This window comes from Streptomyces sp. NPDC003284, from assembly GCF_053589675.1.
In genome coordinates this window covers 327525-340759 of the sequence record NZ_JBSFSI010000006.1, presented here as the reverse complement: position 1 = coordinate 340759, position 13235 = coordinate 327525, and the positions used below count along the sequence as shown (strand labels likewise).

The following is a 13235-nucleotide window of genomic DNA, read 5'->3' as shown; positions in this document are numbered from 1 at the left end:
CGCCGCCCGGCCACGGGCTTCGCACCCCGGCCGGGCCGTACCGTCAGATCAGGGTGAACTGGCCCCCGGGGCCTTCCTCGGCGTGGTCCAGGACCGAGGCCGGCCGCCGGGCCGCCGTCGGCACCGGCAGGACGCCCGCCGCCCGCAGCGCGGACGCCGTGACCGCCCGGTCCGGCTCCGGGGCCTCCGGCGGCTCCTGCCCGGCCCGCGCCTCGGCCAGCAGCGCCAGGACGGTGATCAGCTCCAGCAGCTCCGAGGTCCACGCCTGCGGCCACAGGGGCGGGCGGATCGCCGCCAGGGTGCCCGGTTCGCCCCGCTCCGTCCGGGCCGCGAACCACTGCTCCAGGACCCGGCCCGCGCCGGTCTCGAAGTCCCAGGCGGCCGCGGGCACCGGGGAGACGCGGCCCGCGTCGAGGTGGAGGGTCTCCTCGGCCCGGTCGTAGTGGAGGGCGCGCGGATGGTCCGGCAGGGGCGCGCGGACGTACGGGCGGCGCCCGCCGGGCAGTCTGGGGCGCTCGCCGTCGCGGCGCATCAGCCACAGCGCCCGGCGGCCCGCCGCGACGCCCCGCGCCCACCGGCCGGCGTCCGAGGTGAGCGGCACGGCCGTCCCGTCCGGGCCCGGCCGCGCCGCCGCCAGGATCCAGGCGAGCACGTCCAGCGGCTCGGGGCGGTGCCCCAGGAGGGCGGCCAGATGCTCCGGCAGGCCCGGTGCCAGGTTGGGCTCCCGCGCGCCCGGACGGCGGTACAGCGGGCGGATGCGGCCCGGCCGCAGGAAGGGCGGCAGCGAGGTCGCCAGCAGCGCCGGACCGGCCGCGCCGGGGGCGGTGCCCGGCTCCACCACGAAGACCTGCCGCTCGTCCGCCACCCGCCACAGCTCGGGCCGGGCCGCGTCGATCAGCCGGTGGTCCGCGAGGAGCCACTGCTCGTCGAAGGGCGCCATCAGCACCCGTACCGGCTCCGGGCACGGGCCCGGGTCCCGGTCCAGCCGCCCGGTGCCGCCGGAGCGGCCGGGCAGCTGTCCGGCCGCGGTGTACGGCGTGCGGGCGCGCGTCGGCTCGAACAGGGCCTCCCGGTCCGCCCCCTCGGCCTTCAGCAGCGCGTCCCAGCGGGCCCTGAGACAGCCGGCGTCGGGAGCCGCGGGCCACTGCCGGCCGAGCCGCGGCGGTGCGACGGACCACGGCATGAGGTCCGCCAGCAGCGGGGCGTCGTCGTGCGTCACGCGGGGCATCGTACGACGCGGCGACGGCCCGCAGGTCACGTGGCGTCGAGGGTCACCGTGAAGGAGAACCGGTCCCCGCGGTAGTGGATGACGACCACGTCCAGCGGCCGGCCCGCCTCGTCGTAGGTGATGCCCGTGTAGTGCAGGATCGGGCTCAGCAGCGGCACTTCGAGCAGCCGGGCCGTCTCCGGGTCGGCCAGCCGCGCCTGCACGGTGTCCGTGATCCGGCTGATGCCGACGCCCACCACGTCCCGCAGCACCTTGGTCATCGGCCAGCGCACCAGGTCGTGCGGCGATATCCGCTCGGCCAGCTCCGGACGGACGTAGTTGCGGGCGTGGTTGGTGGGCTCGCCGGTCTTCTCGTCGCTGCGCAGCCGGTGGTAGGCCGCCACCTCCTCCAGGTCCGGGAAGAACTCCGCCAGTTCGGCCGTCACCGGCGCGGTGCCGTGGTCCAGCAGCTCGGTCGTCATACCGGACTGCTGGGCCACGATCGCGTCCACCGAGCCCAGCAGCCGCACCGGGGCGCCCCGGTGGGCCGTGGGCGCGATGAAGGTGCCGCGCCGCCGGTGCCGGGTGATCAGCCCCTCCTCCTCCAGCTCCTTCAGCGCCTGCCGCATGGTCAGCACGCTCACGCCGTAGTGCCCCGCCAGTTGCTCCTCGGTGGGCAGGCGCAGCGGGTCCCGGGGCGAGCGGCCGAGGATCGAGGCACGCAGGGACTGGGACACCTGGTACCACAGCGGCAGCTTGCGGTTCAGGACGATCGAATCCGGAGCAAAGGAGGTCACGGGCTATCCGTACCGGTCTGATCCGTTCAGTGCAATGGCCGGAAGTGTTTCTCCAGGCCCTGCCAGACGTCGTCGTAGCGCTGCTGGAGGTGGTCCGCGCGGGCCGCGTGCGGTGTGAGCGTCACCGGCCAGCGGGTCTCGAACATGAACGCCAGCCCGTCGTCGATCTTCTGCGGCTTCAGCTCGGCCGCGCTCGCCCGCTCGAAGGTCTCCCGGTCCGGGCCGTGCGCCGACATCATGTTGTGCAGCGAGCCGCCGCCCGGCACGAAGCCCTCCGCCTTGGCGTCGTAGGCGCCCTCGATCAGGCCCATGTACTCGCTCATCACGTTCCGGTGGAAGTACGGCGGCCGGAAGGTGTCCTCGCCCACCAGCCAGCGCGGCGCGAAGACGACGAAGTCCACCCCGGCCAGGCCCGGGGTGTCGCTCGGCGAGGTCAGCACCGTGAAGATCGACGGGTCCGGGTGGTCGTACGAGATCGTCCCGATGACATTGAAGCGGCGCAGGTCGTAGACGTACGGCACATGGTTGCCGTGCCAGGCGACGACATCGAGCGGGGAGTGGTCGTAGGTGGCCGTCCAGAGGTTGCCGCAGAACTTGTTGACCACCTCCACCGGGCCTTCGGTGTCCTCGTAGGCGGCCACCGGCGCGCGGAAGTCACGGGCGTTGGCCAGGCCGTTGGCGCCGATGGGACCGAGGTCGGGCAGGCGGAAGGGGGCGCCGTAGTTCTCGCAGACGTATCCCCGGGCCGTCCCGTCCAGCAGCTCCACCCGGAAGCGCACCCCGCGCGGGATCAGCGCCACGTGGCCGGGCTCGGCGTGCAGCAGGCCGAACTCGGTGCGCAGCAGCAGCCCGCCCCGCTCCGGCACGATCAGCAGCTCGCCGTCCGCGTCGCTGAAGACGCGCTCCATCGAGGAGTTGGCGTGAAACAGATGCACCGCCATGCCGGTGCGCTGGGTGGCGTCGCCGTTGCCGCCGAGGGTCCACAGGCCCGCCAGGAAGTCCGTGTCCGGGCCCGGCTTCGGCAGCGGGTTCCAGCGCAGCCGGTTGGGGTCCGGGACGGCCTGGGTGAAGGGGGCCGTGCGCAGCGCGCCGTTGCCCGCGCGGGTGAACGCCGGGTGGGCGGCCGAGGGGCGGATGCGGTACAGCCAGGAACGGCGGTTGTGCGCCCTGGGCTCGGTGAAGGCCGCACCGCTGAGCTGCTCCGCGTACAGCCCGAAGGGCGCGCGCTGGGGCGAGTTGCGGCCCTCGGGCAGCGCGCCCGGAACGGCTTCCGAACTGTGCTCGTTGCCGAAACCGGAGAGGTACTCCAGTGCCTCGGCGGTCTTGCGTGCGTCCCCGCTCATGATCGCTCCCTTGCAACCTGATTCCTATGGAGCACCGTAGGATTGCGATTTCCCGGGCGCAAGAGGGACGTCGGCCCTCCTTCCGGCGGACGGCCGGAACCAGACCTGAGGGGGATCCGGCCGCCGGAGGGCTGTTCTACGCTCCCGGGCATGACGTCGTGGACGCGCCGGCCTCTCGCGGCGCTCGCGGTGTCCGCCCTGCTGCTCGCCGCATCGGCCGGCTGCGGGGCGGACGGTGCGCGGGGGAGCGGGCAGAGCCGGGGGAGTGGGCAGAGCCGGGAAAGCCGGGAAAGCGGAGTGAACGGAGAGAACGGAGAGAGCACAGAGAGCGGGGCCGGCGGGTCGGCCACCCCGGTGGGGAAGATCATCGATCACACCGACGAGGAGGGGCGGGCCTACCGTGAGGTGGACCGCAAGGGCGCGCCCGAGATCGGCGTCGAGGTGCGGCCGGACGCGGCGGGCAGCTGGGACGTGCGGCTGACCGTCCGCCGCTTCCGCTTCTCCCCGGCCGGTACGGCGGCCCGCCCGGTGTCCGGCCGCGGTCTCGCCCATCTGCTGGTGGACGGCCGCCTCGTCGGCCGCCTGCACGCCCCCGAGTACCGGCTCTCCGCCCGCCTCGTCCCGCGCGGCACCCACCACGTCACCGCCCGCCTCTACGCCGACGACGACACGGTCTGGGCGGTCTCCGGCAGGCCCGTGCAGAGCACCGCCGACATCACGGCGTCGGACCCGCACGCGGCGAAGGGGGCGGCGGCCGTGCCCGGGGGTGGCGGCTCGGGCGCGGCGCCGTCCGGGGGCGGCGCGGGTGTCCGGCCCGAGGGGGGCGTGAACCCGTCCGTGCCCTCTGCGTCCTCCGCGCCCTCCGTGCCTTCTGCGCCCTCCGTGCGCACTGCGCCCTCTGTGTCCGGGCCGGTCGTGCCCGTGTCCTCCGCGCCCGCGTCGTACGGGAGTGCGCCCTCCGGTGGTGCGCCCTCCGTGCCCGTACGCCCCGCGCCGCCGGTGCCCGCGCCGTCCGCGCCGCTCGCGGCTCCCGTACCGCCCGCGCCCGCGTTCCCGGCTCCCTCCGCACTCGGGGCGCGCGGCGCGCGGGGAGCCGTGTGCGCGGGGGACGACCCGGGTGCCGGTGTCCGCACCGCGGGCACCGCTTCACCCGGCCGCCCCGGCCGGGCATCATGAGTGCCGTGCCCCATGCGACCCCGCTCCGTCGCGCACCCGTGCAGCGGCGCAGCGCCGAACGGCTGACCAGGATCCTGGACGCCTGCGCCGAACTCCTCGACGAGGTCGGCTACGACGCCCTGAGCACCCGCGCCGTCGCGCTGCGCGCCGGTGTGCCCATCGGCTCGGTCTACCGGTTCTTCGGCAACAAGCGCGCGATGGCCGACGCGCTCGCCCACCGCAACCTGGAGCGGTACTCCGAGCGCGTCCAGGAGCGCCTGGAGGGGCTGGCGGACGACGGCTGGCGTCCGGCCATGGACGCCGTGCTCGACGAGTACCTGGCGATGAAGCGGACCGCGCCCGGCTTCTCCCTCGTGGACTTCGGCAACCAGATACCGCTGGGCGCCCGGCACGCCGAGCCCAACCACCGCCTCGCCGACCGCCTCACCCACCTGCTCGCCGGGTATCTGCGCCGCGAGCCGGACGACGATCTGCGCCGCGCGTTCCTGATCGCCGTGGAGACCGCCGACACCCTCGTGCAGCTCGCCTTCCGGGTCGACCCCGAGGGCGACGAGCGGATCATCGAGGAGATGCGGGAACTGCTGCGGGCGTACCTGGGGCGCGTGCTGGGCTGAGGCCCCCGCCCGGCCCGGCCACCCCGTCCCCGCCCCTCGGACTCGCGCGCCCTGTCCGCGCCCCACCCCCTGCCGGTCCCCCTGTCCGTCCCGCCCGCTCCGGTGCCCGGTTGCGCCGGGCGGGTGACAGTGGACGGCGCGTCGAGGCGGGGTGCGGTGGCCCCGGCGGGCGATGTGAAAGAGAGTCAGGTGAAAGAGCGATTTGTATGAAAATCGTCTGACTCGGAGGAGCGCGCATGCCCACCCTGACAGTCCCCCGCACCCTCGGCTCCCGCGTCGGTGCCGCCGCGGCCCTGACGGCCCTGACCGCCGCGGGTGCCACCTGGCTGGCGGCGCCCGTGGCGATGGCCCAGGGAGAGGCCGGCGACATCAAGATCCACCGGGTGGGCGTGCCCTTCGGCGTCTCGAAGGACGACCCGGTGGTGTGCCGCTTCTACCTGGACGCCGTCAACTTCGACGTCCTGCCCACCATCGGCTACACCATCCAGGCCATGCCCCCGCTGCCCACCAGCGCCACCGTCACCGGCACCATCGCGCTCGCCGCCGGGGCCGGCCACACCGACCCGCTGGGCCTGGCCGACGGGCAGTACAAGCTCGTCTGGACCGTCGCGGGCGTGCCCAAGGAGAAGATCTTCCACGTCAACTGCCGTGACGACGACGGCCGCAAGGAAGGCGCCCAGGGTCCGGGCGGGCAGATCGAGGACCAGGGCCGCGGCAACGGCGAGCAGCACTCCGGGCCCGGCGCCGGGCAGGGCGGCCAGAACGGTCAGGGCCCCAAGGGCGGCGTGCACGCGGGCGGCGGCGGCCTCGCCTCGGCCGCCGCGTACACCCCGGTGGCCGGGGCCGCGGCCGTGGGGCTCGTCGTGGTCGGCGGGGTCGCGTACCTCCGGCTGAACCGCCGGCGCACCCGTGGCGCCGCGTAGGCGCCGACGCAGGCCCTGGTACCGGACCCGCGCCTACCGCCTCGCCAGGACGGCCGCGCTGACGGCCGTCCTGGTCACGGTGGGCACGCGGTGCGACGGGCACCGCGACCACGGCGCACCGCAGCGGGCGGCGGGCCCGCACGCCGAGGCGGCCGCCGCCCCGGCGGACCGGCGGGACGGCCCGGACGGCGCTGCGGCCCCGACCGGGCCCCCGCCCCGGCCGCTGCCCCGCTCCCCGGCGACCTCCCTGCGCATTCCCTCGCTCGGCATCGACGCGCCCGTAACCGGCATCGGCCTCGCCGCCGACCGGCAGCTCGGGACCCCGCCCGTGGACAAACCCAAGCTGGTGGGCTGGTACCAGGACGGACCCACCCCGGGCGAGTCCGGCACCGCCCTCGCGGTCGGGCACCGCGACACCACCACCGGTGCCGCCGTCTTCGCCGCGCTCGGCCAGGTGGAGCCCGGCCGCTCCATCGAGGTGCGGCGCGCGGACGGCCGTACCGCCGTGTACACCGTCGACAAGGTGCGGGTCTTCGACAAGGACCGCTTCCCCGACAAGGAGGTGTACGGCCGCTCCCGGCGGCCCGAGCTGCACGTCATCACCTGCGGCGGCCTCTACACCCGGCGGACCGGCTACTCCAGCAACGTGGTCGTCTTCGCCCATCTGACGGCGACGAGGTGAGCCGCGCGTGACGGCATCGGGGTGGGGCGCGCGTGGAGGTGGCGTGGCGAGGCGCGCGCGGCGTGGCGCGGGGCGGGACGGGGCCGGGTGGCGCGGCGGGCGCCGACCGCTTCACCCCGCCCCGCCGCTGGACGCGGACCGCCCGCCTTCGTCCCCCCCCCTCGCACCGGAACCCGTCCGAACCCTCCTGATCCCCCGATGCGGCCGTATCCCGCCCGATCCCGCCCGATCCCGCCCGATGGACGAAAGTGTGCGAGATCGTGCCCGATGTCTTCCCCGGGCCGCACCCGTCCGTTAGCTTCCGTGACTCACACGCCCCGTACGACCCGCGCGAGGCGTCCGCCGCGCTGCGCCCAGCGCCTGGGTGAGTCACCGAAGGCATGCCTCATGACACGCGCCATCTCCCTGCACGACGTGAGCAAGACCTACAGCAGCAAGACCCCACGGGTGGTGGACCGGCTGTCGCTCGACGTGGCGCCCGGTGAGTTCCTCGTCCTGCTCGGACCCTCCGGCTGCGGCAAGTCCACGGTCCTCAGGATGATCGCCGGACTGGAGGAGATCACCGAGGGGATGCTGCTGCTCGACGGGGAGTACGCCAACGAACTGCCGCCCGCCGCCCGGGACATGGCGATGGTCTTCCAGAACTTCGCGCTCTACCCGAACATGACCGGCCGCGGCAACATCGGCTTCCCGCTGCGCATCGAGTCGCCCGGCGCCGACCACGGCCCGCGCATCGACGCCACCGCCCGGATGCTCGGCATCGAGGACCTGCTCGACCGCCTCCCCGGCCAGCTCTCCGGCGGCGAGCGCCAGCGCGTGGCCATGGGCCGGGCGATAGCCCGCCACCCCTCCGTCTTCCTGATGGACGAGCCGCTGTCCAACCTCGACGCCAAGCTCCGCAGCCATCTGCGCGCCGAGATCGCCCGGCTCACCCGGGAACTGGGCGTCACCACCCTCTACGTCACCCACGACCAGTCGGAGGCCATGTCGCTGGGCGACCGGGTCGCCGTGCTGCGCGGCGGGGTGCTGCAACAGGTCGGCACCCCGCGCGCCGTCTACGCGCTGCCCCGCAACGTGTTCGTCGCCGCCTTCATCGGGACCCCGCGCATCAATCTGCTGCGCGGCCTGGTCCGCGCCCCGCTCGACGGGGCCATGACGATCAGGCTGGGCAAGCAGTTCCTGCGGCTGCCCGAACCGCTCTCCCTGGACCACCAGTTGCTGCGCGTGCAGCAGGGCCGCGAGGTGATCGTGGGGCTGCGCTCGGAGGCCGTACGGATCGCGAAGCCCGCCGCCGCGCGGCCCGGCGAGGTGCCACTGACCGGGCTGGTCGAGCACCTGGAGTTCCAGGGCCACGAGGTGCTCGTCCACTTCGACACCGGGTCGAGCCCGGCCGTCGTACCGGAGCTGGAGGCGCCGCGCCCGCACACCCGGCCGGACCGGCGCCGCCGCCGCGACGCCACCGTGCTGGAACGCCTGCGGGAGCGGGCCGGGGCCCTGCGCGGCGGTCCGGTGGCGCTGCTCGACCGGCCGCGCCGGGCGGGTGCCGGGGAGACCGGTGCCGCACCGGAGGGCGCCCCCGCGGCCGAGCCCCGGCTGCCCGGCGACCTGGTGGTGCGCACCACCCCCGACATCCGGCTCCGGCACGGCATGCAGGTGCCGCTCCTGGTCGACCTCGCCCACCTCTTCGTCTTCGACCAGCACGGCGAACGCGTCTGCCCGGCCCCGGACCGGCTGCCGGACCTGCGGGAGTGACCGCCCGGGGGCGGCCGCCCGGAGTGACCGCCGGGAGTGAGGGCCGGGTGCGGCCGCCTGTCGTGACCTTTGGGCGTGAGCCGCCGCACACCGGGCGGGGAGGGGCACGGTTCCCTGGCGCCACAAAACTATCGGCGCTAGTTTATGGATCGGCCGAGCCCGGCCCGCACCCCCCCCGTGGACCGCGCGCCGACGCGGCCGACGCCCCCGCCCCGGAGGAGCACCATGAAGGCACACGACGGCATGTACATCGGCGGCGCCTGGCGCCCCGCCCCCGACCGCGCCGCCATCGAGGTGGTGAACCCGGCCGACGAGCAGGTCGTCGCCACCGTCCCCGCGGGCACCGCCGAGGACGTCGACGCGGCGGTGCGCGCCGCCCGTGCCGCCTTCCCCGGCTGGGCCGCGACCCCGCCCGCCGAACGCGCCGCCCGCCTGGCCGCCCTGCGTGACGTCCTCACCGCCCGCAAGGACGAGATCGCCGAGACCGTCACCACCGAACTGGGCGCCCCCGAGCAGTTCGCCCAGGCGGTCCACGCGGGCCTGTCCCTCGCGGTCGCCGCCTCCTACGCCGACCTCGCCGCCACCTACGCTTTCGAGGAGCGGACGGGCAACTCCACCGTCCTGCACGAGCCCGCCGGTGTGGTCGGCGCCATCACGCCCTGGAACTACCCGCTGCACCAGATCGTCGCCAAGGCCGCCCCCGCCCTGGCCGCGGGCTGCACCCTCGTCCTCAAGCCCGCCGAGGACACCCCACTCACCGCCCAGCTCTTCGCCGAGGCCGTCGACGAGGCCGGATTCCCGGCCGGTGTCTTCAACCTGGTCACCGGGCTCGGCCCGGTCGCCGGACAGGCCCTGGCCGAACACCCCGGCGTCGACCTCGTCTCCTTCACCGGCTCCACGGCCGTGGGCCGGCGGATCGGCGCCACGGCGGGCGCCGCCGTCAAGCGGGTCGCCCTGGAACTGGGCGGCAAGTCCGCCAACGTCATCCTGCCCGGCGCCGACCTCGCCAAGGCCGTGCACGTCGGCGTCGCCAACGTCATGTCCAACTCCGGCCAGACGTGCAGCGCCTGGACCCGCATGCTCGTCCACCGCGACCGCTACGACGAGGCGGTCGCCCTCGCCGCCGCTGCCGCCGCCAAGTACGCCGACCGCATCGGCCCCCTCGTCAGCGCCCGGCAGCGCGACCGGGTCCGCGGCTACATCGAGCGCGGCCTCGCCGAGGGCGCGCGCCTGGTGACCGGCGGCCCCGAGGCGCCCCGCGAGCGCGGCTACTACGTCAGCCCCACCGTCTTCGCCGACGTCACCCCCGGCATGACCATCGCCCAGGAGGAGATCTTCGGCCCGGTCCTGTCGGTCCTGCGCTACGAGGACGAGGAGGACGCCCTGCGCATCGCCAACGGCACGGTCTACGGACTCGCCGGAGCGGTCTGGGCGGCCGAGGAGGCCGAGGCGGTCGCCTTCGCCCGCCGCATGGACACCGGCCAGGTCGACATCAACGGCGGGCGCTTCAACCCGCTGGCGCCCTTCGGCGGTTACAAGCAGTCCGGGGTCGGCCGGGAACTCGGCGCGCACGGACTCACCGAGTACCTTCAGACCAAGTCCCTCCAGTTCTAAGGGAGTCACGCGCCATGGCCGTACGTGCCGCCGTCCTGCCCGCCATCGGCTCACCGCTGGAGATCACCGGCATCGACCTGCCCGACCCCGGCCCCGGACAGGTCCGCGTCCGGCTCGCCGCCGCCGGGGTCTGCCACTCCGACCTGTCCCTGACCGACGGCACCATGCGCGTCCCGGTCCCCGCCGTCCTCGGCCACGAGGGCGCGGGCACCGTGCTCGCCGTCGGCGAGGAGGTCACCCATGTCGCGCCGGGCGACGCCGTCGTCCTCAACTGGGCGCCGTCCTGCGGCACCTGCCACGCCTGCGGTCTCGGCGAGGTCTGGCTGTGCGCCAACGCCCTCGGCGGCGCCGCCGCCGTCCACGCCCGCACCACCGGCGGCACCGACCTGCACCCAGGGCTGAACGTCGCCGCGTTCGCCGAGGAGACGGTCGTCGCCGCCTCCTGCGTCCTGCCGCTGCCCGACGGCGTCCCGCTGGCCGCCGCCGCCCTGCTCGGCTGCGCCGTCCTCACCGGCTACGGCGCGGTCCACCACTCCGCCCGGGTGCGCGCCGGGGAGACGGTGGCCGTCTTCGGCGCGGGCGGCGTCGGACTCGCCACCCTCCAGGCCGCCCGGATCGCGGGCGCCGGGCGGATCGTCGCCGTCGACGTCAGCCCGGCGAAGGAGGAACTGGCCCGCCGGGCGGGCGCCACCGACTACATCGTCGCCTCCGAGAACACCCCGCGCGAGATCCGCGCCCTCACCGGCGGCCAGGGCGTCGACGTCTCCGTGGAGTGCGCGGGCCGCGCCGTCTCCATCCGCGCCGCCTGGGAGTCGACCCGACGCGGCGGCCGGACCACGGTCGTCGGCATCGGCGGCAAGGACCAGCAGGTCACCTTCAACGCCCTGGAGATCTTCCACTGGGGCCGCACCCTCTCCGGCTGTGTCTACGGCAACGCGAACCCGGCCGAGGACCTGCCCGTACTCGCCGCCCACGTCCGCGCCGGCCGCCTGGACCTGGACGCCCTGGTCACCGAGCGGATCGCCCTGGACGGCATCCCGGCCGCCTTCGAGAACATGCGGGCGGGGAAAGGCGGCCGGGCCCTGGTGGTGTTCTGACGCCGGGGCGCCGCGGGCGCCGGATCGCCACGGCCCGCCCCCGCCGCAGCCCGTGCGGTCGCTCGCTCCGAGCATCCGCTCGGGCTGTCCGCTCAGCGCACCTGCCCGGGTCAGCGCACCTGCTCGGGACGCGGCCGGACCGTCCCCCTGTCCGCCTCCGGCATGTCCGCCACCGACCGCTCCGCCTCCGGCATGCCCTCCGTCTCCGGCCGCCTCCGCGGCCGCGAGCGGGACACCGCCACGCCCGCCAGGCACAGCACCCCGCCGCCCAGCGTCAGCAGTCCGGGCACCTCGCCCAGCGCCAGCCATGACATCAGCACCACCAGCGCGGGCACGGCGTACGTCGTCGCGCCCATCCGGGTCGCGCTGGTCCGGGCCAGGGCGTACGCCCAGGTGGTGAAGGCGAGGGCGGTCGGGAACAGGCCGAGGTAGACCACGTTGAGCGTGGCGGTCAGCGGCGCGCGGGCGGCCTCGTGGACGAGCTGCCCGGCGAACGGCAGACACGCCACCGCGCCGACCAGGCACCCGAAGGCGGTCACCTGGAGGACGCTCGCCCGGCCCAGCGCGGGCTTCTGGGCGACGACCCCGCAGGCGTACGCGACGGCCGCGAGCAGGCACAGTGCCACGCCCACCACCGAGGAACCGCCCGCCCCGGACATCGAGAGCCCCACCGTCACCGCCCCGGCGAACGACACCCCCATGCCCGCCAGCAGCCGCGGCGGCATCCGGTCGCCCAGCAGCCGCGTGCCGAGCAGCGCGATCAGCAGCGGGCCGACGTTCACCACCAGGGCGGCCGTCCCGGCGTCCACGCGCTGCTCACCCCAGTTGAGGGCGACCATGTAGAAGCCGAACCACAGCAGACCCGATATCGCGATCCCGCGCCACGCCTCCCGCGGCGGCCACCCCTCCCGCCGCACGAGGCACAGCGCCCCCAGCGCCACGGCCCCGGCCAGCAGCCGTCCGAGCGCCAGCGCCCCGGGCGAGTACGCGGCTCCCGCGCTGCGGATCGAGACGAAGGCGGAGGCCCACAGCACCACGGTGACCGCGGCGGCTCCGGCTGCCAGTCGGGACGGGGGCAGGAGCTGGTGATGACGCATCATGTCTCCGGAGGCTAGGCGGGGAGGTGAAGGGAAAGCTCGCGGATTCCGGACACCGGGTCCGCGGGACGGCCGTCAGCCCAGTGCCGTGCGCTCGATGCCGAGCAGCTCGTAGAGGGCGGTGGCGCCGACCGGGGTGACCCGTACGGCGCGTTCCGAGCCGATGCGTTCGCACCAGCCGGTGTCCAGGGCATGGCGGCACAGGGCGGCGCCCGCCGCGCCCGCCAGATGGGGGCGGCGCTCCGTCCAGTCCAGGCAGGCGCGGGCGAGCGGGCGCCGCCCCCGCCGGTCCAGCGCGATGCCCGCCGAGGCGAACCACCCCAGGCCCGCGTCCGTGAGCGCGAACCCGGTGCCCGCACCGGCGGAGCCCTTGCCACCCGTCCCCGTGCCACCCGACCCCGCGCCACCGGATCCCGTACTGCCCGGGTCCGTACCACCGGTGCCCGCACCGGCGTCCGTCCGCAGCAGGCCGCGCGCGGACAGCGCGTCCGTCACCGCGATGCCGAGGCGCCCGGCGAGATGGTCGTAGCAGGTGCGGCCCCGGGCCATCGCGGAACCGGCGCCCGCCTCGCGCAGGGTGCGCGGACGGCGGGCCGCGGGCGCCGCCCGCGCGGCCAGGTCCTCCACCAGCTGGGCCGCCCGCGCGTCGGCGAGGCGGACGTAGCGGTGGCGGCCCTGCCGTTCCTGGGCGAGCAGGCCGCCCGCGACGAGCCGGTCCAGATGCGCGCTGAGCGTGGAGGCGGCCACGCCCGCGCGCCGGGCCAGCTCACCGGCCGTCCAGGCCCGGCCGTCGAGCAGCGCCAGCAGACAGGCGGCGCGGCTCTCGTCGGCGATCAGCCCGGCGAGCGCCGCCAGCGCGGGTGCCTGCGGATCCTTGGGGGTCATGCTCCCAGGATGGGGTACGGACGGTTCGGCGGGCACCGAAGTGTGGCC

General features: G+C 75.5%; 12 protein-coding genes. 7 read left to right on the top strand and 5 right to left on the bottom strand.

All coding sequences use genetic code 11. The features are described 5' to 3' along the window. Positions 1–43 precede the first annotated feature (43 nt). Genes ACWDYF_RS16390 through hmgA form a run of 3 tightly spaced genes read right to left on the bottom strand, consistent with a single transcriptional unit; the run spans position 44 to position 3347 of the window. The gene (locus ACWDYF_RS16390; protein ID WP_389464007.1) at positions 44–1228 is read right to left on the bottom strand and encodes a type ISP restriction/modification enzyme; all 1185 of its coding nucleotides are present in this window, start codon (positions 1226–1228) and stop codon (positions 44–46) included. 26 nt (positions 1229–1254) lie between these two features. Continuing rightward, positions 1255–2004 (bottom strand): GntR family transcriptional regulator, encoded by a 750-nt coding sequence (locus ACWDYF_RS16385; protein ID WP_389464009.1) that lies wholly within the window; start codon positions 2002–2004, stop codon positions 1255–1257. A 26-nt stretch (positions 2005–2030) separates the two neighbouring features. Further along, positions 2031–3347, bottom strand: coding sequence for a homogentisate 1,2-dioxygenase (gene hmgA, locus ACWDYF_RS16380; RefSeq protein WP_389464011.1), 1317 nt, complete (start codon positions 3345–3347; stop codon positions 2031–2033). 354 nt (positions 3348–3701) lie between these two features. On the opposite strand from hmgA, the gene ACWDYF_RS16375 reads away from it, so the two are divergent. The 7 genes from ACWDYF_RS16375 to ACWDYF_RS16345 all read left to right on the top strand — a co-directional run bounded on the left by ACWDYF_RS16375 (position 3702) and on the right by ACWDYF_RS16345 (position 11205). Further along, on the top strand, positions 3702–4523 hold the full coding sequence (locus ACWDYF_RS16375) for a nuclear transport factor 2 family protein (protein ID WP_389464013.1): 822 nt from the start codon (positions 3702–3704) through the stop codon (positions 4521–4523). Further along, on the top strand, positions 4520–5137 hold the full coding sequence (locus ACWDYF_RS16370; RefSeq protein ID WP_026252963.1) for a TetR/AcrR family transcriptional regulator: 618 nt from the start codon (positions 4520–4522) through the stop codon (positions 5135–5137). Before ACWDYF_RS16375 ends, ACWDYF_RS16370 begins: the two co-directional genes overlap by 4 nt. Positions 5138–5373: 236 nt before the next feature. Then, entirely contained in the window at positions 5374–6060 is a 687-nt protein-coding gene (locus ACWDYF_RS16365) for a hypothetical protein (RefSeq protein ID WP_018570412.1), read from the top strand. Next, complete coding sequence (locus ACWDYF_RS16360; RefSeq protein WP_381741440.1) at positions 6047–6742, top strand: class F sortase; 696 nt, start codon at positions 6047–6049, stop codon at positions 6740–6742. The genes ACWDYF_RS16365 and ACWDYF_RS16360 overlap by 14 nt, the downstream gene beginning before the upstream one ends. 387 nt (positions 6743–7129) lie before the next feature. After that, positions 7130–8494, top strand: a complete 1365-nt coding sequence (locus tag ACWDYF_RS16355; RefSeq protein ID WP_018570410.1) for an ABC transporter ATP-binding protein — start codon at positions 7130–7132, stop codon at positions 8492–8494. A 225-nt stretch (positions 8495–8719) separates the two neighbouring features. Then, positions 8720–10108, top strand: coding sequence for an aldehyde dehydrogenase family protein (locus tag ACWDYF_RS16350; protein WP_389464015.1), 1389 nt, complete (start codon positions 8720–8722; stop codon positions 10106–10108). Positions 10109–10122: 14 nt separating this feature from the next. Beyond that, positions 10123–11205 carry a Zn-dependent alcohol dehydrogenase gene (locus ACWDYF_RS16345; protein WP_389464017.1) on the top strand — a complete coding sequence of 361 codons (1083 nt, stop codon included), beginning with the start codon at positions 10123–10125 and terminating at the stop codon, positions 11203–11205. Positions 11206–11315: 110 nt separating this feature from the next. Here ACWDYF_RS16345 and ACWDYF_RS16340 read toward each other — a convergent pair whose 3' ends face one another. Both ACWDYF_RS16340 and ACWDYF_RS16335 read right to left on the bottom strand, forming a co-directional pair. Then, positions 11316–12305: a DMT family transporter gene (locus ACWDYF_RS16340; protein WP_389464019.1), complete on the bottom strand. Its 990-nt coding sequence runs from the start codon at positions 12303–12305 to the stop codon at positions 11316–11318. A 72-nt stretch (positions 12306–12377) separates the two neighbouring features. Continuing rightward, on the bottom strand, positions 12378–13187 hold the full coding sequence (locus ACWDYF_RS16335; protein WP_389464021.1) for an ArsR/SmtB family transcription factor: 810 nt from the start codon (positions 13185–13187) through the stop codon (positions 12378–12380). Positions 13188–13235 lie beyond the last annotated feature (48 nt).